Source organism: Pseudomonas sp. P106(2024), from assembly GCF_057480815.1.
This window is the reverse complement of sequence record NZ_JBLIYU010000003.1, coordinates 147,517-171,961: the sequence shown is the minus strand read 5'-3', so window position 1 is coordinate 171,961 and position 24,445 is coordinate 147,517. Positions and strand designations below refer to the sequence as shown.

Annotated in this window: 19 protein-coding genes; 1 reads left to right on the top strand and 18 read right to left on the bottom strand. The window is 57.2% G+C overall.

The window, feature by feature from the left end; genetic code table 11:
* From AC25M7_RS06900 to ihfB, 15 genes are all read right to left on the bottom strand, one after another.
* Positions 1–1,830, bottom strand: coding sequence for a heparinase II/III family protein (locus tag AC25M7_RS06900; RefSeq protein ID WP_486970880.1), 1,830 nt, complete (start codon positions 1,828–1,830; stop codon positions 1–3).
* Complete coding sequence (locus AC25M7_RS06895) at positions 1,827–3,971, bottom strand: bi-domain-containing oxidoreductase (RefSeq protein ID WP_486970879.1); 2,145 nt, start codon at positions 3,969–3,971, stop codon at positions 1,827–1,829. Before AC25M7_RS06895 ends, AC25M7_RS06900 begins: the two co-directional genes overlap by 4 nt.
* 99 nt (positions 3,972–4,070) lie before the next feature.
* On the bottom strand, positions 4,071–5,999 hold the full coding sequence (gene asnB / locus AC25M7_RS06890) for an asparagine synthase (glutamine-hydrolyzing) (RefSeq protein WP_486970878.1): 1,929 nt from the start codon (positions 5,997–5,999) through the stop codon (positions 4,071–4,073).
* Between the two features lie 10 nt (positions 6,000–6,009).
* Positions 6,010–6,693 carry a hypothetical protein gene (locus AC25M7_RS06885; protein ID WP_486970877.1) on the bottom strand — a complete coding sequence of 228 codons (684 nt, stop codon included), beginning with the start codon at positions 6,691–6,693 and terminating at the stop codon, positions 6,010–6,012.
* Complete coding sequence (locus tag AC25M7_RS06880; RefSeq protein WP_486970876.1) at positions 6,680–7,954, bottom strand: lipopolysaccharide biosynthesis protein; 1,275 nt, start codon at positions 7,952–7,954, stop codon at positions 6,680–6,682. Before AC25M7_RS06880 ends, AC25M7_RS06885 begins: the two co-directional genes overlap by 14 nt.
* A gap of 47 nt (positions 7,955–8,001) precedes the next feature.
* Positions 8,002–9,078: a glycosyltransferase family 4 protein gene (locus AC25M7_RS06875; RefSeq protein ID WP_486970875.1), complete on the bottom strand. Its 1,077-nt coding sequence runs from the start codon at positions 9,076–9,078 to the stop codon at positions 8,002–8,004.
* Positions 9,047–9,967, bottom strand: coding sequence for a GDP-mannose 4,6-dehydratase (locus tag AC25M7_RS06870; RefSeq protein ID WP_084941764.1), 921 nt, complete (start codon positions 9,965–9,967; stop codon positions 9,047–9,049). The genes AC25M7_RS06875 and AC25M7_RS06870 overlap by 32 nt, the downstream gene beginning before the upstream one ends.
* On the bottom strand, positions 9,951–10,988 hold the full coding sequence (gene gmd / locus AC25M7_RS06865; protein ID WP_084941763.1) for a GDP-mannose 4,6-dehydratase: 1,038 nt from the start codon (positions 10,986–10,988) through the stop codon (positions 9,951–9,953). The genes AC25M7_RS06870 and gmd overlap by 17 nt, the downstream gene beginning before the upstream one ends.
* Positions 10,989–11,013: 25 nt before the next feature.
* Positions 11,014–12,462, bottom strand: a complete 1,449-nt coding sequence (locus AC25M7_RS06860) for a mannose-1-phosphate guanylyltransferase/mannose-6-phosphate isomerase (RefSeq protein ID WP_486970874.1) — start codon at positions 12,460–12,462, stop codon at positions 11,014–11,016.
* The gene (gene wecC / locus AC25M7_RS06855; RefSeq protein WP_486970873.1) at positions 12,459–13,724 is read right to left on the bottom strand and encodes a UDP-N-acetyl-D-mannosamine dehydrogenase; all 1,266 of its coding nucleotides are present in this window, start codon (positions 13,722–13,724) and stop codon (positions 12,459–12,461) included. The genes AC25M7_RS06860 and wecC overlap by 4 nt, the downstream gene beginning before the upstream one ends.
* A 4-nt stretch (positions 13,725–13,728) precedes the next feature.
* On the bottom strand, positions 13,729–14,859 hold the full coding sequence (gene wecB, locus AC25M7_RS06850; RefSeq protein WP_486970872.1) for a non-hydrolyzing UDP-N-acetylglucosamine 2-epimerase: 1,131 nt from the start codon (positions 14,857–14,859) through the stop codon (positions 13,729–13,731).
* 948 nt (positions 14,860–15,807) lie between these two features.
* A complete protein-coding gene (locus AC25M7_RS06845; RefSeq protein ID WP_486970871.1) occupies positions 15,808–16,188 on the bottom strand; it encodes a Wzz/FepE/Etk N-terminal domain-containing protein in 381 nt (126 codons plus the stop codon).
* A gap of 64 nt (positions 16,189–16,252) precedes the next feature.
* Positions 16,253–17,320: an LPS O-antigen chain length determinant protein WzzB gene (locus tag AC25M7_RS06840; protein WP_486970870.1), complete on the bottom strand. Its 1,068-nt coding sequence runs from the start codon at positions 17,318–17,320 to the stop codon at positions 16,253–16,255.
* Positions 17,321–18,054: 734 nt separating this feature from the next.
* Entirely contained in the window at positions 18,055–18,318 is a 264-nt protein-coding gene (locus AC25M7_RS06835) for a LapA family protein (RefSeq protein ID WP_486970869.1), read from the bottom strand.
* Between the two features lie 16 nt (positions 18,319–18,334).
* Entirely contained in the window at positions 18,335–18,631 is a 297-nt protein-coding gene (gene ihfB / locus AC25M7_RS06830) for an integration host factor subunit beta (protein WP_279809027.1), read from the bottom strand.
* Between the two features lie 352 nt (positions 18,632–18,983).
* On the opposite strand from ihfB, the gene AC25M7_RS06825 reads away from it, so the two are divergent.
* Positions 18,984–19,550: a hypothetical protein gene (locus tag AC25M7_RS06825; RefSeq protein WP_486970868.1), complete on the top strand. Its 567-nt coding sequence runs from the start codon at positions 18,984–18,986 to the stop codon at positions 19,548–19,550.
* A gap of 131 nt (positions 19,551–19,681) precedes the next feature.
* Here the strand turns inward: AC25M7_RS06825 and rpsA are convergent, their stop codons facing one another.
* The 3 genes from rpsA to AC25M7_RS06810 all read right to left on the bottom strand — a co-directional run bounded on the left by rpsA (position 19,682) and on the right by AC25M7_RS06810 (position 24,372).
* A complete protein-coding gene (gene rpsA / locus AC25M7_RS06820) occupies positions 19,682–21,358 on the bottom strand; it encodes a 30S ribosomal protein S1 (RefSeq protein ID WP_028690822.1) in 1,677 nt (558 codons plus the stop codon).
* 123 nt (positions 21,359–21,481) lie between these two features.
* Positions 21,482–22,168, bottom strand: a complete 687-nt coding sequence (gene cmk, locus AC25M7_RS06815; RefSeq protein WP_028690823.1) for a (d)CMP kinase — start codon at positions 22,166–22,168, stop codon at positions 21,482–21,484.
* Complete coding sequence (locus tag AC25M7_RS06810) at positions 22,165–24,372, bottom strand: bifunctional prephenate dehydrogenase/3-phosphoshikimate 1-carboxyvinyltransferase (RefSeq protein WP_236179196.1); 2,208 nt, start codon at positions 24,370–24,372, stop codon at positions 22,165–22,167. Before AC25M7_RS06810 ends, cmk begins: the two co-directional genes overlap by 4 nt.
* Positions 24,373–24,445 lie beyond the last annotated feature (73 nt).

Here is a 24,445-nt window from a genome sequence, read left to right as displayed (position 1 = left end):
TTACCAGTGATACTCCGTAATCAAGACTCCAGCTGTCGCCACTTCGACTTCAAGCACTGGTACACGCGTTTTCTCGAGATAGTAACGGGACTCCCACCCCTCGGTCAGCTCATAGCGCACAATCGGCATGTCGCCTGTCACCGTCAGACGATGCGAGCCGTTGCTCGCACCATGCTCTTGCAACACCCAGTCGCCGGGTTCCAGGCGCCAACGCAAAATGGCCTTGCCTGCAAAGCCGACGATCTGGTCACGCACCCGCAACCCATGCTCCCCAAGACTTACATGGCGTAAGTGCTGGGCCCCTTGGCCATCCCGGTAGCCCGCTCCACATGTTGTGAAACCATCGCCACGCGCCAACGGCTCGAGGCGGCAGATCTTCAGCCAGGAGCCGAACAGGAAACGGCTGAGCCTGGGCATCTGGTCGCGCTCACCGAACTGCACCGTATTGTGGCTGGCGGTACCTGGGAAGTATCGCAACCACTCGGCCTCTGCGTTGTAGCTGAAGCTGCCGGCGTCGCGCAGCAGATTCCGCCCGTTGCGCCATAGGTCCAGGTGCAAAGCATCAGCCTGCCCCGGGCGGAAGCGAAAACGGGGATAACGTAGCACTGCGGTACTTTCGCCTTGGCGTAGCACCGCATAGCCTCCCTGGTCGAACTGCTGACTGCCGGGCCGCTCGGCCTGGGCCGAAGGTGCTGTCAGGGCCAGCCACTGCAGCGGGAGATCCCACGCCCCCACCTCGACATAAGCCCGCTGGCCACAAAACAGCGCCATCGCCAATTGCACCGAAGGACGGAAGTCTCGGTAGTCGGTGCTGGTCAACGGCAACAGACGTGCGCCATCGTTCGCACCGATGTTCGGGGCATCCCCGCAGGTTTCATCGACAAAGGTGAACAGCCAGTTTGCTGCTGCCCGCGCCTTGGCCTGGTAACTCGTGCTGAACGCCGGCAATTCAAGTGTGCGACGCCAGACCTCGACCATGGACAAGGTGTCGAGCATCACTCTGTGGTAGTTGACGGAATACTGGCTGAAACTGCCATCGCGTTCGATCAGGCGGGCTGCACGGTTTTCAAGCCAACGGCGCCCGGTGCGGTACCAGCGCCCCCCCTCAGGATGACCGTTCTTCATCAGCCAACTGCCGCCAACATACAACGCGGCAGCCTCGGAAGTGCCATGGTTGTTGTCCTGAGCCATGGCGTAACTGATGGTTGGCTCAATCCGCTTCAGGTGCACCTCAATCAGCGCCGCCAAGCCTGGCAGAATTTGCTTGTGCTGCTCCAGAATGATCGCGCTCATGGCCAGATGCAGCAGGCGTATGGATGCCTCCTGGCCACATTTCCAGTTCGGCCCCTGGTAAGGCGCGTTGTGTTGGCACCAATGTGCCAACCATTGATTCAGCTGGGCAATGGCCGCAGTATCACCGCGACAGCCGCGTTGGGCGAAAGCGAGCACCCAGTCGAATCGCGAAGCTTCCCAAATGCTTTTTATATCTCCAACGACAGGGTCAAAATCAGCAATCCGCCACCACTCCCGCTCAGGCGAAGGAACACGAACCCCGGTCAGGGGGTTCAAATGCCAGTCCGGTGGCGCTTCACTCTGGGCGACAGGCCACAGGCCGTAGTAGAGGACCTCGCCAGCCCACTGCCCGTTTACCGGCAAATCTTCAACCTGTCGCGAGGGGTTGACGAAAAACGGTCCTGAAGGCACTTCGGCGGTGAGCCGGCGCACAGGATTGAGTCCTGTCTTCACGCCCAGGCGATAACCCAATGCCCTGCACAGATTGCCGGGGCCGAGCGCCAACGCGGTTCTGGCCTTGACGAAAAACAGGCTCATTGCGCGCGCATCATCCGAGCTACTTCCACACTGACCCGCGCCACTTCGAAGATTTCATCGCTCGGAATAGGCGTGGCCTTACCCTGCCCCACGGCCTCCAGGAACGCCGCCGCACATTCAGACTGGCCTTTGTTCTGCTTCCACAGGTTGAGTTTCTTGAACCCTGGCCAGCCGAAGCCCTTGAGTTTACGGAAGTTGTCCAGTTGCAGCACGCGACCGGCCGCAAATACCTCGACGCGCTCCTTGGGGAAACTTGCAGCACCGTTTGCAAGGTAGTGTATGGTACCGAACGAGCCGTCCTCGAAACCCAGGGTGATCGATGCCTTGTCTTCCGTCACGGCCACCGCTGGCGAGTCACCCATGCGGCGGGCCTGGATGGAAACGATCGGACACCCGACCAAGAAACGCATCAAGTCAATGAAGTGGCAGGCCTCGCCGATAATCCGTCCACCGCCCACGGTTTCATCCTGGGTCCAGTGGTCTGCAGGAATGGCGCCAGCATTCATGGTCATGATCAGTGACTTGGGCTCCTTGACCGCAGCCAGCAGCGCCTTCATTTTTTGCACCTGCGGCGAGAAACGGCGGTTGAAGCCCACCATCAGGTGCGGCGTCAGCCCTTTCTCCACGGCCTGGCCATAGGCAGCCTGCACATCGGCCAGCCCCTGCTCGTCGATTGCCAGTGGTTTTTCAACGAACACATGCTTGCCTGCCTCCAGTACCTGGGATACGAAGCGCGCATGGCTATCATGTCGGGTGACGATGGCCACGGTGTTGATCGCAGGGTCGGCCAGCATGGCGCCCACATCCGTGGATGCCTGGGCGAAACCGGACTTGCTACCGTGAATGACACCATTGAGGCCACCAGCAGTGACGATGGTGTGGAATTGTGCCCCGGCAGCCTTGAAGGCGGGAATCAGCATCCGCGAGGCATAGTTTCCAGCACCGATGAAGCCGACTACCGGCTTGATCGGGTCGAAAGCAACGCTCGACTGGGGCGCCAGAGCCACGTCTCTGACATGACGCTCCTGAGGCGCCGAGTGGTACTCCAGCACGATGCCCAACGCCGAATTCTCGCTGGTCAGTGTTTGGTACGCATCGGCGGCATCTTCGAAGGCAAAGCGATGGGATACCAGTTGGGCAACGTCCAGTTGGCCGCTGGCAAGCATGTCGAGAACGGCTTCGAAGTTGCGTTGTTCGGTCCAGCGCACGAAGCCAATAGGGAAGTCGTTGCCCTGCTCCTCGTACGTTGGATCGTAGCGGCCCGGACCGTAAGAGCACGACACTTGGAACGTCAGCTCTTTTTCATAGAAATCCGCTCGGTTCAACTCCAGGCCAGTAACCCCTACCAGCACGATTCGGCCGCGTTTGCGGCACATGTTCGCCGCCTGAGTAACCGGGTCCGATGATTTCGTCGAGGCCGTGATAATGACGCCATCGACCCCTCGCCCGCGACTGAACGCCATCCCGGCCGCCACTGGGTCTTCACCCCTGCCCGGATTGCAGGTCTCAGCGCCATAGTTGCGTGCCAACGCCAGCTTCTGCTCGTCGAAATCGATAGCCAGCACGCGGCAACCCTGGGCACGCAGCAACTGAACAGTGACCAGGCCGATCAGGCCGACACCAGTAACGACGAACGCCTCGCCCAGTGTCGGCTGTGCCAGACGGATACCTTGCAAACCGATACTTGCAAGTACCGTGAACGAAGCGGCTTCATCGCTGACCGAGTCCGGGATCAGCGCGCAAAGGTTTTTCGGCACAACCACGACATCGGCGTGCGGCCCATTGGAGACCACCCGATCGCCAACCTTGAAGCCCGATACCCCAGCGCCACTGGCAGCCACCACACCTACGTTGCAATACCCCAGCGGCAGTGGCTGAGCCAGCTTGGATCGCACTGCCTCGACCGTCGTGGCCAGGCCATCGGTTTGCACCTTCTGCAGCACCATGCGGACCTTATCGGGTTGCTGACGCGCTTTCTCGATCCAGTTGGCCTTGCCGAAGCCCACGAGCATCCGCTCGGTACCGGCAGAAATCAGCGTGCGGCTGGTATTGATCTGTAGCGAACCAGTGCGAACCGCAGGAACCGGAGCCTGAACCAAGGAGGTCTCGCCGCTCGCCATGTTCTGAACAACTTGCTTCATTAATTGCCACCAATAATGTTGAAAAAACAGCACCTGATGCCGAAGGCGTCTGCAGTGAGCTTAACTACCCTCAAACTGCCAGCTCCCGGCGCGACTGCATCAGCCGTCAAGCGCGAAATTGCCGTCCAGGTACTGTTTGCACCACAGCTCCATGCAGACAATGCCAAACAAGGTGTAGGCCGCGTCGATGCGGCCTGCACGGTCGGCGGCGATCAGCCGGGCAACGGCCTCGGCGTCGAAAATGCCACGTTTGCGCAGCGACGAAGGCGAGAGGACTTCGTCGACCAGCGGTTTCAGTCGCCCTTGCAGCCAGTTACGCAGCGGCACACCGAAACCGGTCTTGGGTCGGTAGATGATATCCTTTGGCAGGTAAGGCTCCATCGCCTTCTTGAAAATCCACTTGCCTTCACGCCCCTTCTGCTTGACTTGCGCAGGCAGCTTACCTGCCAGGTTCACCAGATCCATATCCAACAACGGTACCCGCACCTCGACGCCGGTCGCCATGCCCATCTTGTCGGTGTAGTTGAGGTTGTGATCGGTGAGGAAGTGCTTGCACTCCAGGGTCAGCATCTTGTCCAGCGGCGTGGCCCCTGCCGGAACGCGGGACAAAGTCTCGCGCAACGGTGCGAACAACTCGTCTGCGGCCAGCTGGCGACGCAGCTCTGGAGCCAGCAGGCCATGCGCTTGCTCCGGTTCGAGCCAGAAGAAATAGCTGATCAGGCGATCGTCGACTGGCAGGTCCGCATACCGGAACGCCTTGCCTAGGCGGCGAGACAGCGGCGATGAAGCCGGTAACAGGTTGGCACTGCCGGCCAGCACACTGCGCAGAGGCGTGGGCAAACCACCCCACCAGCGCTCCTGGGATAAGGCGAAGTGGCGGCGATAACCGGTGAAAATATCATCGCCCCCTGCCCCCGAGAGCAAGACCTTGATACCGTTCTGGCTCGCCAGTTCGGAAATGAACAGCGCATTCAAGGCGGCGGGGTCCGGCGTTGGCTCATCCAATAGATAAACCATCTCTGGCAGGCGGTCCATCATTTCATCGCCAACCCCTACCACATGCAAATCGACGCCCAGATGCTTGGCGACACGCTCCGCGTAAGGCAGGTCATCGGCGAAGCCTTCATTGGCCGTGGAACCATTGTCGACCCGGATGCTGAAACACTGCAGCCGCTCCTTGTCGCGCGTTTCTTCGGCGGCGAAAGCAACGATCGCACTGGAATCCAGTCCACCTGAAAGGAACGAACCCAATGGAACATCAGAAACCAGCTGACGCTTGACGGCCGTGCGAACCGCATCGGCCACATCAACGGCGGTCTGTTCCACTGACTTGGCCAAGGGCTGCTCATTGATGGGCAGCTGGTAATAGAATGACTTCTTTTCGATGCGGCCGTTGCGCACACACAGCACCTGCCCCGGCAACACCTTGCTGATATCGCGCACGATAGTGCGTTCGCCCGGTGACCATAGGTAGCCCAGATGCGCCAGAACGGCATGTGGGTCGATCTCGGGAGTGCTGAATCCCCCCCTGATCAAACCTTTCATTTCGCTGGAAAATGCGAAGCAGCTACCATCGTTGTAGATATAGAGCGGCTTGACACCCAACTGATCGCGCGCCACCCAGAGCGTATGGGTATCTCGCTCCCAGAACACGACGGCAAAGATACCGTTAAGGCGATTGAGACAGTCGATGCCATAGCGGCAGAACAGTGCCAACAAAACTTCCGAGTCGGACTGACTGCTAAACGTCAGGCCTTCTGCCTCAAGCTCTGCGCGCAGTTCACGGAAATTGTAGATTTCACCGTTGAATACCATCACCACCCGACCGTCCTGGGACAGCATCGGCTGATGCCCGGCGGACGTAGTGTCTAGGATGGACAGGCGAACTTGTCCCAACCATACGCCGACATCGGTATCCGACCACACGCCTTGGTCATCCGGGCCGCGACGTCGAATGAAAGAAAGCGCCGACGAGAAATCGATCGACGTTTTCGTTCCGTTATGTAGATAACCCAAAATTCCGCACATGCCTGTATCTCTAGTTCGGGTGATTGACAGGCGCCTTGCGCCTGTAGCTCAAAAGCAGGAAAGGTAACCGGATGGAGGCCAGTAATGAAAGTACGGAGGAAACCCTCCCGCGTAGAAGATGGAGTACGGCGGTGCTTACCAGAGCATAAGTGCCCAGCGCACGATCAATTTGGGGATTGTTGATGACCGTACCGCACAGGCACCTCCAGGCAACACCGAGCAACAAAGCGCCCAGCAAAACCCCGAGCAAACCCAAGTTTATGTAGAATTCACGAACCACGACAGTCGGCAGAGTAATACCTTCCTGCAACCACTCGCCAGCCCCAAATACCCCGATAATCACGAGTACCGCCGTCAGCGGCCAGCCCGGAGGTAGCCGCATCAAAATACGCGGCCTTATGAAAAAACTGCAGCGATTTAGAGGGCTGAGCTGAAACTTGCACCCAAGATAGGCCCCCACGATTAGGAATAACAGAGTCGCACTGTAGAGCGGCAGCGACTCGATGCCTGCTACGTCCTTGTCCAATAAATGAAAGCCCCAGCACAAGCCGAGTCCACCGATCAACTTCAGGAGCGGATATAACATCACCAGTCCCCCAATGCACCAGATCACAAAGCGAAAGCCGGCTGAAGAGCAATCAAAACTTCTGTTCTTCCTTGCTTGAATACCTGGCGCGCCCTTACCTTGCCACATCGTCACCTTTTCCTTGGAGGTTGGCTATACGGACCTTCACCGCTGAAAGCATTAACACTAGGGACAAAATCGCGCCCGCCACATAAGCAGCAACACCTGTCCATCCACCGAACTCCGGAACTCCTAGGTATAGAATCAGCAATACCAGCAGCCCCTCGACTATGTTGACCTTAAGGCTCAAGGCAAACATCCGAAACGCAACCAGCATGGTTCCGCATGCCAGCATGACCGCCTTCAACGGCAGGCTCAGCGCCAACACAACAACATACTTGGCTGCCATTTCATATTGACCGCCAATCAGCAACAACCAGCTACTAGCGGCAATCACCAATGCTGCCGCCATTGTCGATGAGACGAGGACCATAGACTTGAGGAATGCCCTGAACTTGGCTGACAGAACTTTTGGCTCACCGAGGACCTCCACCAGGTCCGGTATTGCGCGTTGAGCGATTATCGCCAGAGGTAGAAGACCCAGAACTAAGCTGAGGTTCGCTAGACCAAAGAAACCAATATCTTCAGTTCTAACATGGAGGGCCGTCAGCATCAGTACTGGCAGGCTATCTACCAATAGGCGCACGAACAGACTGGCATTGATGGTCACCCCAGATGCTGCAGTCTCCAGCAACTCCTTGCGGTTGACTTTAAAGAGTTGCAAAGCCGATCTGACATAGTCGCGCAAGCGCCACCAGACTGCTGCCAGGCAAAGCAGTTCGGTGGCATAACGGGCAATAATCCAGCCCTGGATACCGTATTGCCGAGTCAACACTACATGCAGGACAACCCCTGCTCCAGTCACGAACGCCAGCGCAAGGTAGATCTCATTGATTGCCTTGATCCCCTGCGCAAAACCGGTAGTGACACGCAGGAGATTGGTGATCAACACCAATCCGCAAGTCATGAACACATAGGAACTTATCGCCGTTGTCAGCACGAATTCATGCGCCAGGAAGATGCCCAGCATGACCACTGCCGACGTAAGACCGACCAATATGAACACCTGGCGCAGCACTGCCCTTTGCATAGAGGATCGTTCACAGGCTGCCGTATCACGAATCGCGATACTCTGCATACCGAGACTCCCAGCCAATACGACCAGTGCGACGACGGTTTCAAGCGACCGTACGATGCCGACTACAGCCGGCTCAACAAACGGAGCGATCAGAAACTGGCTAATGATCACACCGCCCTGGATACAGGCAGTGACAATAAACAACTGCAACAACCTGGAGCTCTCGAAAATTCTGATGAGGCGAGCTAACACACGGCTTTACCTTGTTTGATTATTTTTCACTCAATACCGTTCTCGAGTCAGGCAAAGGAATCGAGAATGCGCCTAAGCGCTTGGCGACGCGCGTTGATCGAGTAGTTCTCACAGATCCAGCGGTGTCTAGCCATTGCATCTTCGTAGCTTGCTGGCGTCGCCAGCACCTGCTGCATCGCCGCAGCAATTTCCTCTGGGTTGTCGGGGCGCACCCAATAGGCAAATGCACCTGCCACTTCTGGTACTGCGCCACGCGGTGAAGTGATGACTCTAGCACCGCAAGACAAGGCCTCTCCTATGGCGTGACCAAACCCTTCATAAAGCGTGGGTTGTACATAGGCCAGACAATTACGGTAGTGCTGGAGCTTTTCGTCATCGGAAATCATCCCGACAAACTGGACTTTATCAGGCACTCCCAGGCGCTGGGCGAGCTCCTGCAATTGAGGCAGGTAGTCGCCATGCTTACCGGCAATGACGAAACGAATGCTCGGGTGGTCCTTGGCCAAGCGCGCGAACGCCTCGATACTGGGCACGAGGCCTTTGCGAATCGCGTTGGTTCTGCTGGTCCAGGTCACGGTGAAGAAATAGTCGGATGCCTCCCCCACTTCTGCGGCTGGCGAGTAGTAGTCGGTATTCACTGCCAACGTGGCATATACCGGATTACGGACGGCCAGGTTATTGGTAACCTCGTCATATTCGGATCTTGAGATGAACAGGTTACGGTCCGCCAACCGCAATGAGGTTTGCAGCACCAGTTTTTGCCAAAGCGGTCGATCCAGGTAGCACATGCCAGGAATTTCCTTGCGGCATGTCGAGTAGTCGAACGCTCCCGTTACTACCACCGGCTTGCGCCGCAATTTGCCCGCCAGCAACGGGAAAGGCGAATGCCCCCACCACCAGCAATAGTAAAGGTCAGCCTTCCAGTCGAGTGTCGATGGCGAACCGGATAGCACGACTTCATGCCCCAGCTCCTTGAGAAGCCTGATATCGACCCGGTAGAACTCGACTTTGTCGAACATTTCACGCCAGTTGGCGTGTGCAGACATATTGGCAAAGAAACAAATGCGCACAGTTATACTAATCCATTGAAAGTCACTGACCTGAAGCCTGAAGGTTCCGCTCATACATGGACAGCAATGTTTCATGCAGTTCAGGTACTTCAAGCTCGCCCACGAGGCCGTACAGCTTGGACGGGCTGCCGTACAGTTCCTTGACTTCGTCAGCCCTCACGAAAGCCGGGTCCACCCGCACCTGCGGGCGATAGCCGGCAATAGCCGCCATCGCATCGATGACCTGGAGCAGTGAGACACTCCGGCCTGAGCAGATGTTTACAAATTGCCCTTGGGCGTCGCACTCGAGCAAGCGCGCGTAGGCTTCTGCCACATAGCACACATCGGAAAGGTCACGCGACACATCCAGGTTGCCGAGCTTCAGTTCAGCCTGCCGACGGGCAAATGCAGCAACGATCTTGGCGAAGACGAACGCTTCCGACTGACCGGCGCCCGTATAGTTGAACGGTCTGGTTACAAGGATCGGGAAGCGGTCGAACCACTTGCGCACCAACGCTTCCATGGCCAGCTTGCTCAGTGCGTAATGGTTCATCGGCCGTGGCTCACTGTTTTCGACTATCGGCGAAACCAGGGCATTGCCATAGATATTGGCACTGCTGGCAATAACGACCTTTTCCAATGCCACACTGCTATTCTGCAGCGCCGTAAGCAAGCTTTCGGTACCCAGCACGTTCACTCGGTAGTAGGAAAGTGCATCGCTACTAGTGACATGTGCCAAGGCCGCGAGATGGATTACATGGGATGGCTTGACCTCGCGGACCCATTCGGTAAGGCGCTCGGTATCGTTGAGGTCCGCTTCCAGGTGCTCGGCCTCACATTCCAGGCGGCGCCCACCGAGGCCGACGATACGCCAACCGTCTGCTATGAGCCGGTGCGCCAGGTGCGCACCAGTGAAGCCCGAAAGGCCAGTGATCAGGACCGTCTTGTCAGAACGATGTGCCATGCTTTGCCCTCTTCAGGTCAGCCTCGACCATCAATTGGCACAATTGCTCAAGCGTGGTGGTGGGCGCCCAGCCAAGGCGCTCCTTGGCAAGCGACGCATCGCCGATCAGCAATTCGACTTCTGCCGGACGATAAAACTGCGGGTTGACTTTGACACGGGTGACACCTGTCCGGCGATCAACACCAAACTCCTTCTCGCCGGTTTCACGCCACTCGATGTCGACGCCTACAGCCTTGAAACTCATGCTGACAAAGTCACGGACGGTTTCGGTGCGATTGGTGGCCAGCACGAAAGTATCAGGCTTATCGACCTGCAGCATCCGATACATACCGTCGACGTACTCGCGGGCAAAGCCCCAGTCACGTTTGGCGTCCATGTTGCCGAGTTCCAGCACCTGCTGGTTGCCAACCTCGATATTGGCGACCGCATCGGTGATCTTGCGGGTCACGAACTCCTTTCCGCGAAGCGGAGACTCGTGGTTGAACAAGATGCCGCTGGTGGCAAAGATGTTGTAGGACTCACGGTAATTGATCGTCGTCCAGTGCGCGAATAGCTTGGCCACACCATAGGGACTGCGTGGATAAAACGGTGTCGACTCCGATTGTGGTACCGCTTGCACCAGGCCGAACATTTCAGATGTGGACGCCTGATAGAAGCGGATGCCAGGGTTCACCAGGCGAATGGCTTCCAACAGGTTGAGCGCACCCACACCGGTGATTTGCGCCGTGGTGATCGGCTGGTCGAAAGACACCCCGACAAAGCTTTGCGCCGCCAGGTTATAGACCTCGTCCGGCTGGGCCTTCTGCAGCAGGCGGATGGTGCCTGCCAGGTCAGTCAGATCGAACTCGACCAAGTGCAGGTTCTCGTGCCCCAGCACACCCAGCTCTTGCAATCGCCAGAAATTGACCGAACTGGTCCGACGATAGGTGCCGTAGACCTTGTAACCTTTAGCCAGCAGCAGCTCTACGAGATAAGCCCCGTCCTGCCCTGTGATACCTGTAACCAGCGCACTCTTTTGCATTTGCCACTCCACTAGAATTCAAGCTTTATACGCGACCGTAAGTGTCATCGAACCTGACGATATCGTCCTCGCCCAGATAACTCCCTGACTGCACCTCGATGATTTCAAGAGGAATGGTGCCGGGGTTGGCAAGCCGATGAACATGCCCGACCGGTATGTAGGTACTTTGGTTCTCGTTCAGCTGAAACACTTTGTCCTCGCATGTCACTTCGGCGGTGCCGGATACGACGATCCAGTGCTCGGCTCGGTGGTAATGCTTCTGCAGGCTGAGTGTTGCCTTGGGCTTGACCAGAATCCGCTTCACCTGGAAGCGCGATCCGCTATCAATGCTGTCATACCACCCCCATGGCCTGTGGACACGGCGATGCAGCCGTGACTCGCTACGCGTATCACGCCCCAGCGCCTCGACGATGGCTTTGACCCCCTGGCATCGTGCCTTGTTAGCCACCAGGACTGCATCAGGGGTTTCTACAATAACCATGTTTTCAACGCCTACGGCCGTTACCAGGCGGTGAGAAGCATATACCAAGGTGTCACTGCTGGAATCAAGGATTACATCACCGTGGGCACTGTTCTGGTTGATGTCCTTGTCACCTGATCGCCAAACCGCATCCCACGCCCCCAGGTCGGACCAGCCGGCATCCATCACCAACATTTTCAACTCCAACCCTTCCAGCGGCGAGCGCGTGCAATGCTCGATCACTGCATAGTCGATGGACTCAGCAGGAATAGCCTCGAAGGCTTGCACTTGAGGACGGACAAAACCGTTATCAGCGCTACGCTCGCTCCAGGCCTTTTCGGTGGCTTCGAGAATATCGACGCGATAATGTTTAAGAGCCCGCAGCCAAACAGAGGCGCGCAAGATGAAAATGCCACTATTCCAATAATAGCTGCCTGCAGCGAGGTACTGCTGCGCAGTTGCCAGGTCGGGTTTTTCGACAAACGAGCCAACACACTTGACCTCGGCCGAGTCGGTCGAATGAATGTAGCCATAACCAGTTTCAGGGCGGTCCGGCTGGATGCCGAGGGTGACGATCGCGCCTTGACTGGCAGCATGAACTGCTTTTTCGACCACCTGCGTGAAGATTTCCACATCATGAATAGTCTGGTCGGCAGGAATGACGACCAGAACCGGATCTGACTGCGGCTCGGCCGCATCGCGCGCATACAACGCCGCAAGCGTCAATGCCGGCGCGGTATTACGGCCAATTGGCTCAAGTATCAGAGCACCCTGCTCGACCTTGATTTCGCGAAGTTGATCCAGGCAAAGGAACCGGTGCTCATCATTGGCGATAATACAGGGTGCCAAGAGCTTGCAACCCGGCGGGTTGATCTTCAACAGCCGATCGATTGCCTGCTGGAACAATGTTTCCCGGCCGAAGATGGCCAGGAACTGCTTCGGATAGAGTGTCCTGCTGAGCGGCCACAGACGCGTTCCGGCCCCCCCGGACATAATCACCGGAAGAATGTTCATACGTTCCAGATTCCGCGGGTGTCGACAACTTGCAGCCCTTGCAGGCATTGCATCGGCATCTCTTTGAAAGGCTTGTGATCCACCAGCAGCAAGAGGATATCCGCCTGCTCGACCGCCTGGCTCACGGAGCACAACTCGGCGGTCTCCAATGTACCAGGGAGCGCGTTGATGTTCGGTTCGACCACCAGGACTTTGCCAGCATGACGCTTGCTGACTTCCTTGGTAATCTCCAAAGCAGGGCTCTCACGCAAGTCATCAATATCCGGTTTGAATGCCAGGCCGAAGCAGGCGACAACCACATCCTTTGCAGCTTTGTCCGGGTGACGGCTGAGATGCTCACCAATGGCAGCATGGAGTTTTTCCATAACCCAGGCCGGCTTGGAGTCGTTCACTTCACGGGCCGTCCGGATGAGCCGCGCTTGCTCGGGAGCAGAGTCAACGATGAACCACGGATCAACGGCAATACAGTGCCCGCCAACCCCCGGGCCAGGCTGAAGGATGTTGACCCGCGGATGGCGATTCGCCAGACGAATCAACTCCCAAACGTTGACGTCGAGCTTTTCGCAGATGATCGACAGTTCGTTGGCAAAAGCGATGTTGACATCACGGAAGCTGTTTTCGGTGAGCTTGCACATCTCGGCGGTGCGCGCGTTGGTCAAGACGCATTCACCCTCGACAAATGTTTTGTATAGCGCCCGTGCTGCCAAGGAACATTTTTCTGTCATGCCGCCGATGACACGATCGTTCTGCACAAGCTCACGCAGCACGTGCCCAGGCAGAACCCGTTCCGGGCAATGTGCAATGCGAATGTCGGAGGCCTCTCCAGCTTGCTGAGGGAAGGTCAGGTCTGGGCGACGTTCGGCCAACCACGCAGCCATTTGTTCAGTAGCCCCCACCGGTGAAGTGGACTCGAGGATTACCAGATCGCCAGCCTTGAGCACGGGTGCAATCGCCTTGCTCGCGGACTCGATATAACTCAGATCGGGCTTGAACCCCTCTTTGAAAGGCGTGGGCACCGCAATGAGAAATGCCTCCGCAGGTTCCGGGGTGGTACTCGCTCGAAGGAAACCTTCTGTTACAGCGGCATGCACCACCATATCCAGGTCAGGTTCAACTATATGAATTTGGCCTCGATTGATCGTATCCACACAATGCTGATTGACATCGATACCAATGACCTGAATCTTGCGCGAAGCGAATACCGCCGCAGTAGGCAGACCAATGTAACCCAGCCCGACCACAGAAACCTTAGAAATACTCATGACACTACCTTGTTTTGAAATTAGCTAGAACTTCAATGATGCGGGCGCAGGCTTGCCCATCGCCATAAGGGTTATGAGCAATACTCATGTTCTGGTATGCATCATCACTTATAAGCAATTCCTTCACATTATCAATAATGGCCTGCAGATCAGTACCGACCAAGCGAACAGTCCCGGCCTTGACAGCCTCCGGACGCTCCGTGGTATCACGCATGACGAGCACTGGCTTACCAAGAGAGGGCGCCTCTTCTTGTACCCCCCCGGAGTCAGTGAGAATCAGATAGGACCTGTTCATCAGGTACACGAATGGCAAATAGTCTAACGGCTCGATCAAATGGATGTTTCCAACATCTTTGAGCAAGCGATTTACAGGCTCTCTCACATTGGGATTGAGATGAACCGGATAGACGACTTCCACATCCGGGCAGTCACCTGCAATTTGCACCAGCGCCTTACAGATTCTTTCAAAACCGTCGCCAAAACTTTCACGGCGATGCCCGGTGACAAGTATCAACCGCCGGGAAGGATCAAGATACGAAAACTGTTGCTCCAAGGATATCGCCAGGTCGGATCGCTGCAACTTGCGTACAACTTCAAGCAGTGCATCAATGACCGTGTTGCCGGTGACATGAATCTGTGTTGCCGCCACACCTTCAGCCAAGAGGTTAGCCTGAGACTGAGTGGTGGGCGCAAAATGCAACTGGGCCAGTGCCCCCGTCAGTTTACGGTTGGCTTCTTCAGGCCATGGGGAGTAAAGATTGCCTGTCCGCAGCCCTGCTTCCACATGACCGACAGGGATCTGCTGGTAATAGGCAGCCAGCGACGCTGCGAAAGTAGTCGCAGTGTCACCATGCACAAGCACAATGTTTGGCTTGAACTCAGCCAGCACGCCTTTCAGCTTTTGCAAAATCGCCACTGTCACATCAGTCAGATCTTGCCCAGGCTTCATGATTTCGAGATCATAATCGGGACTAAGCTCGAACAGATCAAGCACCTGATCCAGCATCTGGCGATGCTGGCCTGTCACGCAGATCTTCGCCTCGAAGCGCTCATCCGATTGCAACCCCAAAGCCAAAGAAGCCATTTTGATTGCTTCGGGTCGAGTACCAAATACGCTTAATACCTTGAGCGCCATGCAACTACCATTCTAAATAGAGTGAATTTCGACTATTGGCGTTAGCACTACCAGCACCGGATCGAAAAATTAAATACCGTCCCCTGCCACAGAGCCTTACCACCCAATACGGCCTCAATGGCCGATAAAACCACTACCTTATTCACAGGAGCAACTTCGCTAACACAGAACACAGTAAAACCCGTCAAAAGCAAAGTACCCTGCCATCACTTCAGATTTCCCACAACACCAACGCCAACGCCCCTATACTCAGAACCTGCTGTACACCCGAAACCAAGCATCACAGGATGATTGATCACGCGCCTCAAAATCTGTAAAGCGCACAGATTGCACCCACCACAGTGATTTGAAACCTTCGACCCGCTCGCCAGGAAAGCTACCTTGTGCCTGGAGAAAATGAAAGGCGCACTAATCATAGGCTGTTCAGGTACGACGCTCCATAAGAGATTTCCACTGAGGAAAAGCGGCAAATGGCCATAAAAATGACATCAGCCCATTACAGCCCTGGCCCGTGCCTCTGGCGCCAGATCATCCACCTTCCGGGCGAAGCCCTCCGGCAAAATGCGCGAGGCAGCATTACTATCCGCCAAGACCCGAGTGCGCCGCAGATGATTCTCGAAGGCAGACCGCCGCAGAGCTGCTCATGGCGCCAAGCAACAGGCCGCCGACAAAGGCAAATGTCACAACTTATGTTTTTCAAGGCTTTATAGCCACTGCAGACGCTGTGCTCCACGGCGTATTCGACAAAGTCGTTAAGGACTACCGGGCCAGCTACACCCTTCTCGTCATGGATCTTAAAATTTACAAAGTCACTTATAAAATCGGTCTTATTCGTATCCACCCGCACCAGACTTAACGCGGCACGTTTGAAGTCTCGAAACGCTTGCTCAACACTTTTCCCTTCATCCTGGAAAGCACGTACAAGTTCGGGCCAAGAGCGGAAAAACTCTAGACGAGCGTTGCAGGAACCCAACCTCGCCCCACCATCTTCAATACCCCTGCAGTTGGCATCGAGTAGATTTTAGAGCAATTCAGCGCATCCAGCTGATTAAGCGCAACGGGACGCAAGGTAGTGGACACCCCATACTCCGAAGGAAGGGCATAAGCAATAGCGCCGCCAATGGCCGCACAAACCCCACCTACAGCCCAAATTAATACTCGTCTGCGCCAGTGAGTTCGAATGAGATCAAAAAGACCTGATTCACCCGAAGCGAACAAGTAATTACTGCGAGGAACAATTTTCACTGCGTTTTGCCTGCTTGCTAGCGGTAGTAGCACCCAAGACCGGCAGGGTAGGCAAGCGCTTCGTGCGCTCTTCCAGCTATCCATGTCATTGGAGGGAAGATGTATTGTTGCACCTTCCGCACTCGACAACAACGCCTGACAACCAGCACTAGCCAGCCTTTCCTCCCCGAGGAACGCTTCGTCGCCTCAGCCACAGATCACGACCTATCGCCACCGACACGCCCAGCGCCCCCCCAACCAGCACCACGAGCGCCATTATGAGCCCCCTGCGCGGCTTGATCGGCCTATCAGGCTGCGAGACCACACCATCCTGCTGATACATTGCCACCAGCGAAGGGTCAACCTTCAAATTGCGCAAAAAATTAAGCCTTTCCTGACTTTCGCGCAAACCAGGGATATAGGGATCGTTGGACGGACGGGATTCGAGGTTGGCAATCTCTGCCTCCAGCGCCTTCGTGCCCCGCATGTACGTGAGTGCCCCCCCCATTCCGGCGGACACCTCACTAGACAAGGTATTGGATATGATTGGTGGCTTCTCAAGGCCTATGGATTTCGCAATTCGCAACGCCTCACTGAGCTGAGCGATCTGGTCTGCACGCTGATTACCCGCACTGGCACGCGAAGCCCGAATTTGCTGATCAAGATTATCTGCCATGATTGAGATATCACTACGCGTACCGCTTAAAAGCTCCTCTTTCGCCCGCCCCGCAGCCATTTCGGCATAGCTGGATACCCAAGTCGCAGCGAGACGCGGATCTTCAAGGTTGGCCGTAATAACATATCGATCAGGTACATCCCTAGACGCCTGAGTTACACTGAGCATACCATTGAAACGAGCAAACAGCGCATCACGCGACCCGCCTCGCTCCTTCTGAGTCAACGTTGGGAGAAAGACGTTGCGAAAAAAGCTATCGCGGACCGCCTCCGACTGGAGGGATCTTAGATAAATGCTGAATACATCCTTGGCACTCAGCGGCGCCAGTCCCGTCCCCTCACCGCGACCGAAATTGAGCTGCGCAATCTCTTTCTGCGTAGGAGCACGTATATAGAGCTTCGCCTCATACACGGACGAAGCAAGCAACACATAGACCAAACCCAACCCAATCACAGGCAACGCGACCAACGCCATCCATAGCCTTTGTCGCCACACCCCTTGAACAAGCTCAATCAGGTCAATCTCGTCACCACCACTCAGCTGCTCGCGCTCAATACGCATTTAATCTTATTTTCCTTGAGTCCGTCTGATTGCATAATTTCAAGGGGCCTGCTTCCGCGCACAGGATGCAGCAGCACCCTCCTCTCGACCAAAGCATAGCGGCATTTCGCCCAGCTTGGCGCCCTACGTTCACTTCGCACTAACCAGAATAGAGACACCTACCCGCCAGAAGTTCCTCGCCCCACGACAGAAACCACGACTAGCGCCCACCGCCCCATCGTGACAACCATTCGTATCGATGTACACCAACCATTTGAATCCGGACAACCCCCTTCACCCATCCAAAACCTCACCACACCAGAAGCCATGTAATCGCTTATAACGCTCAGCAAAACGCCAGACCATTGGCAAATCGAGAATCATCAACAGCCCTGACCACATAGAAATGTCATCGCCCACCAAGGTAATCGAGTCGCCAAATTGCGACTTGTGGACGAGAACACCTCAAATTCAGATAGCATTTCTTTGTTTCGACTTAGATTGGAAGCGCAAATCAGACTGGAGTCAAGATAGATGCCTTGAACTGTATACTCACCCTGCTCCAGACTACAATCCACCAAAAAATTGGCCGCCGAAAGAAGATAGAGCCAATGGTAGAAGCGACTTACGCCACGGACGCCACCATGACGGAAATGATCAGGAGGACTGCATAGCCGCACACCCAATCAGGCCAGTAGCGACTTGCTGGCTATACGCACAGCCAGCGCAACCCTGCCAAATTGCAGGAATTCTCTTTAATTGCCGCCCACCAACTCTTTGCGCGTCGACGCACGCATTTTACGATCGCCGCGTCGCACTCCGTAGATACCCAGAAGCGGACCTACCGTCAAGCCAACCAAAAGGGCAGCCAGTACAGGCACAGCCACCGGCAAAGCTGGAGCAGACCAGCCAAACAATACCAGTGAAACCTCCTGTTGATTTTCCAGCACGAAGAACATCACCACAGCCGCCAGAAACAAAACAAGCAGCACAACCACGACACGCTTTAGGTTACGCATCAGACAGATCCTTCACTCAATGAGGCACGTGCTCTTCTTCATTGACCCGATCGCGCAACTCCTTGCCGGGCTTGAAATGAGGCACGTACTTACCTTCGAGGCTGACCGACTGACCGGTCTTGGGATTGCGCCCCACCCGCGGAGCACGGTAGTGCAGGGAAAAACTGCCAAAGCCACGGATCTCGATACGATCCCCGGTCGCCAAGCACTGCGACATCTGCTCAAGCATGGTCTTGATGGCCAACTCAACGTCCTTGGACGAGAGCAACCCCTGATGAGTGACAATACGTTCGATCAGCTCCGACTTCGTCATGTTTTTCCCTTCGTTATCAAGCAGCTAGATCATTGCTTAATCAGGTTTTAGCACGCTCGGAGGGATTTGAACAGGGCAGTTCTTGACTTGATGAAAAAATCCAAGACCACAACGAAATGTAACAGACCTCAGCTGGGCACCACCCTGATCCGCGCCCCCACTTAAAGCGACGCCTGTCCAATATCGGAAAATTTATAGCACCCAGGATGAAATCGCCACGAAGACAACCCAAGCGCTTGAGATTTTGTCATAATCGCGAGTCGGAAGCATCCGCCTTTGCGTAAACTACGCCAAACACCATTTAAACACTGCTTCCTGCCTGCACATCGAGTCGCACCCACAAGGATCGTTTATGCGGATCACCCCCCTGTCGCTAGCCTTAGCCACCCTGATGATCACCTCCAGCTCACCGGCCTGGACCGCACAGAATATCAATTCATGGGACAAGGAGCCTTCCGAGTTTCTGGGCATTCCGCTTCACGGGGATTTCAAAGCGCAAACGCCTGCGTGCCCGAACACCCCCGAACGCCAACCGACGTTATGCCGTTCCAGCACTTCGAAGACCGATCGTTTTGAAATTCGCGGACTTCCCTATATTCCAATCAACTTAGGCTATCAAGTCTTTGTGACACTCCAAGGAAACGCGATTGATGAACTGATGCTAACGGGCAATGCCAGCAGCTTGGAGCTGGTCGATGACTTCCTGCGCGACAACTTCGGACAACCAGGCTCAAGCCTCAGCCACCGCATCCAACTTGAATCGGGCGCTACCTACGAAATCAAAACCTCCACCTGGAAAGGCAAGAAAGTCGCAATTCACTTCCAGCGGGATGAGGACGACCTCAGCCGCTATGCCGTCATCATCAGCCGTTCTTCAGACCCTTCAAAATCCGCAGCCACGGCAATCCCCTCGGAGTGAATCTGACACCCACCAAGTCGGCAACAAGACCTCACACCAGATCGACCAACACCTGATATTTACTGCAATTCCAAATAAGTCTAAAAAAAAGGGCGACCCGAGGGTCGCCCTTTTTACCGATCAAACAGAACTCAGTTCTGCTTGGCCATTGCTTCGCGCAGCAGCGCAGCCATGGTGGTATCGGCAGCCGCTTCCGGAGCGTTTTTCAGGCTCTGGATGGCTTCGCGCTCTTCAGCGTCGTCCTTCGACTTGATGGACAGGCTGATAACGCGGGACTTGCGGTCGACGCTGATGATCTTGGCTTCGATCTCTTCGCCTTCCTTCAGCACGTTACGGGCGTCTTCAACGCGGTCACGGCTGATTTCGGAAGCCTTCAGAGTAGCTTCGATGTCGTCGGCCAGGGTCACGATAGCGCCCTTGGCGTCAACTTCCTTGACGATACCTTTAACGATAGCGCCCTTGTCGTTGACAGCAACGAAGTTGGAGAACGGATCGTCTTCCAGCTGCTTGATGCCCAGGGAGATGCGCTCGCGCTCTGGATCAACCGACAGGATGACGGTTTCCAGCTCGTCGCCCTTCTTGAAGCGACGCACGGCTTCTTCGCCAGCTTCGTTCCAGGAGATGTCGGACAGGTGAACCAGACCGTCGATGCCGCCGTCCAGACCGATGAAGATACCGAAGTCGGTGATCGACTTGATGGTACCGGTGATCTTGTCACCCTTGTTGAACTGGCCGGAGAAGTCTTCCCATGGGTTCGATTTGCACTGCTTGATACCCAGGGAGATACGACGACGCTCTTCGTCGATGTCCAGAACCATGACTTCCACTTCGTCGCCAACCTGAACGACTTTCGACGGGTGGATGTTCTTGTTGGTCCAGTCCATTTCGGAGACGTGCACCAGGCCTTCAACGCCTTCTTCCAGCTCAGCAAAGCAGCCATAGTCGGTCAGGTTGGTGACGCGAGCCATGACGCGGGTGCTTTCTGGGTAACGGGCTTTGATAGCAACCCATGGGTCTTCGCCCAGTTGCTTCAGACCCAGCGAAACGCGGTTGCGCTCGCGATCGTACTTCAGGACCTTGACGTCGATCTCGTCACCAACGTTGACGATTTCCGACGGGTGCTTGATACGCTTCCAGGCCATGTCGGTGATGTGCAGCAGACCATCGACGCCGCCCAGGTCAACGAACGCACCGTAGTCGGTGAGGTTCTTGACGATACCTTTAACCTGCTGGCCTTCCTGCAGCGATTCCAGCAGAGCTTCGCGCTCGGCGCTGTTTTCGGCTTCCAGGACGCTGCGACGGGAAACGACAACGTTGTTGCGCTTCTGGTCCAGCTTGATGACCTTGAATTCCAGCTCTTTGCCTTCGAGGTGGGTGGTGTCGCGCACTGGGCGGACATCAACCAGGGAGCCCGGCAGGAACGCACGGATGCCGTTAACGTCGACAGTGAAGCCGCCTTTAACCTTACCGTTGATAACGCCCTTGACCACTTCTTCGGCAGCGAAAGCAGCTTCCAGAACAATCCAGCACTCGGCGCGCTTGGCTTTTTCACGGGACAGCTTGGTTTCGCCAAAGCCGTCTTCGACCGCGTCCAGCGCAACGTGAACTTCGTCACCGACCTTGATGGTCAGCTCGCCAGCTTCGTTGATGAACTGCTCGAGCGGGATGACGCCCTCGGACTTCAGGCCAGCGTGAACGGTAACCCAGTCGCCGTCGATGTCGACAACGATACCGGTGATGATGGCACCCGGCTGAAGATTGAGGGTTTTCAGGCTTTCTTCAAAGAGTTCTGCAAAGCTTTCGCTCATTTTAATTCCTGTAGATTCGGGCGAAACAAACGCCCATAGCCACATTCCAGACAATGTGGGTTTCGTTAAGTAAAGAAGAACTGGCAGGACGTTGACTGGTGCCCCTGCCCGCTCTCCTCTCCATCAGGCCAGGTCGCGCAGGGCGAGCTCGCTTCTGATGCGTTGCAGCACCTGCTCGATGGACAACTCCGTGGAATCCAGCTGAATGGCATCGGCCGCCGGCTTGAGCGGGGCCACTGCGCGCTGGGTGTCACGCTCATCGCGCGCACGGATCTCATCTAGCAGACTTGACAGACTAACATCTTCACCCTTGCCCTTCAACTGCAGGTAGCGGCGACGGGCACGCTCCTCGGCGCTGGCGGTGAGGAAGACCTTGAGCGGCGCGTCGGGGAACACCACGGTGCCCATATCGCGACCGTCGGCAATCAAACCCGGCGCCTCGCGGAAGGCGCGCTGACGCTGCAGCAGCGCCTCGCGCACCGCCGGCAGCGAGGCGACCATCGATGCGCCGGCACCGACGGTCTCGGTACGGATGACATGACTGACATCCTCGCCCTCGAGAATGATCTGCTGCAATTTGCCCGGCTCAGCAGCGATGAACTGCACGTCCAGATGGGCGGCCAGGGCCTTGAGCAGCTCTTCGTTGGTCAGGTCGACGCCATGGTTGCTGGCATTGAACGCCAGCAGGCGGTACAGGGCGCCGGAATCGAGCAGGCGCCAGCCCAGCTCGCGGGCCAGCAGGCCCGCCACGGTACCCTTGCCCGAGCCGCTCGGCCCGTCGATGGTGATGACCGGTGCTTGCGAATTCACGACTTGCCCTCTTCGGCGACGCGGATTCCGACTTCCTTGCACAGCGCCAGGAAGTTGGGGAACGACGTGGCGACGTTGGCACAGTCATGGATCACGATCGGCGCGCTGGCGCGCAGCGAGGCGATGCTGAAGGCCATGGCGATGCGATGGTCACCGTGGCCGTGCACTTCGCCGCCGCCGATCGGGCCGCCGTCGATGATAATGCCGTCCGGCGTCGGCTCGCACTTCACGCCCAGGGCGATCAGGCCGTCGGCCATCACCTGGATGCGGTCCGACTCCTTGACCCGCAGCTCTTCGGCGCCACGCAGCACCGTGCGCCCTTCGGCGCAGGCAGCGGCGACGAACAGCACCGGGAACTCGTCGATGGCCAGCGGCACCAGGTGCTCGGGAATCTCGATACCCTTGAGCTTGGCGCCGCGCACGCGCAGGTCGGCCACCGGCTCGCCGCCGACTTCACGCTGGTTCTCAAGGGTGATGTCGCCACCCATCAGGCGCAGGATGTCGATCACGCCGGTGCGGGTCGGGTTGATACCGACGTGCTCCAGGACCAACTCGGAACCTTCTGCGATGGAGGCCGCCACCAGAAAGAATGCCGAAGAGGAAATGTCCGCCGGTACTTCGATGCGGGTAGCGGTGAGCTTGCCACCAGACTGCAGGGAGGCCACCGGGCCGTTCGACTCGACCGCGTAGCCGAAGCCGCGCAGCATGCGCTCGGTGTGGTCACGGGTCGGCGCAGGCTCGGTGACGGTGGTGGTGCCCTCGGCGTACAGGCCGGCCAGCAGCAGGCAGGATTTGACCTGGGCGCTGGCCATCGGCAGCGTGTAGTTCAGCGCCTTGAGCTTATGACCACCACGGATGGTCAGCGGCGGACGGCCTTCAGGGCCGGTCTCGACCACAGCGCCCATTTCGCGCAACGGATTGGCCACGCGGTTCATCGGGCGCTTGGACAGCGAGGCGTCGCCAGTCATGGTGGTGTCGAACGGTTGCGCCGCCAGCAGGCCGGACAACAGGCGCATCGAGGTACCGGAGTTGCCGACATACAGCGGGCCGGGTGGCGGCTTGAGGCCGTGCAGGCCGACGCCATGGATGGTCACGCGTCCGTGGTGCGGACCTTCGATGACCACGCCCATGTCACGGAAGGCCTGCAAGGTGGCCAGGGCGTCCTCGCCCTCGAGGAAACCTTCCACCTCGGTGGTGCCTTCGGCCAGCGAGCCGAGCATGATCGAGCGGTGGGAAATCGACTTGTCGCCAGGTACGCGGATCCGTCCGGACACGCGGCCACCCGGTTGGGCCAGGAAAATCAGATCGTTGGCGTTCATAGCGTCCACATAGGCCCGGCGGGCCAGGATTTTACTGAAATGCTCGCGGGCAACCCGGGCGCGGGTGAACACACCCAGCAGTTGGTGCCCGTCCCCAGCATCGACCGCGTCGCGCAAGGCGTCGAGGTCGCTGCGAAATGTATCGAGAGTGCGCAGGACCGCCTCGCGGTTGGCGAGGAAGATGTCGTGCCACATGATCGGGTCGCTACCAGCGATTCTCGTGAAATCGCGAAAGCCCCCCGCAGCGTACCGGAAGATCTCCAGGTTTTCATTGCGCTTGGCCAGCGAATCGACCAGGCCGAAGGCCAGCAGGTGCGGCAGGTGGCTGGTGGCGGCCAGGACTTCGTCATGGCGCTCCACCGGCATGTGCTCGACATCGGCGTCCAGCGCGCGCCAGAGGCGGTCGACCAGGGCCAGCGCCTGCGGGTCGGTGTCCACCAGCGGCGTGAGGATCACCTTGTGGCGACGGAACAACGCGGCATTGGAGGCCTCAACGCCGCTTTGCTCGGAGCCGGCGATCGGGTGCCCGGGCACGAAGCGCGGCAAGCGCTCGGCGAACGCTTCGCGCGCTGCACGCACGACGTTGCCCTTGGCGCTGCCCACGTCGGTGATCACCGCGTCACCCAGGTCGAGCTGGGCCAGCCGGGCCAGGACTTTCTCCATGGCCAGGATCGGTACCGCCAGCTGGATGACATCGGCGCCGACACAAGCGACGGCCAGGTCCGCCTCGCAACGGTCGACCACGCCCAGCGCCACGGCCTGCTTGCGCGACTCGGCATCCAGGTCGACGCCGACCACCTCGCGGCACAGGCCGCTTTCACGCAAGCCCTTGGCGAAGGAGCCGCCGATCAGGCCGAGGCCGACCACGACCAAGCGGCCGACAATCGGTGCGGATTTGTTTGTTACAGCATCAACCACGAGTACGAACCCTGTTCAGAAATCTAGGCAATCTGCGAGA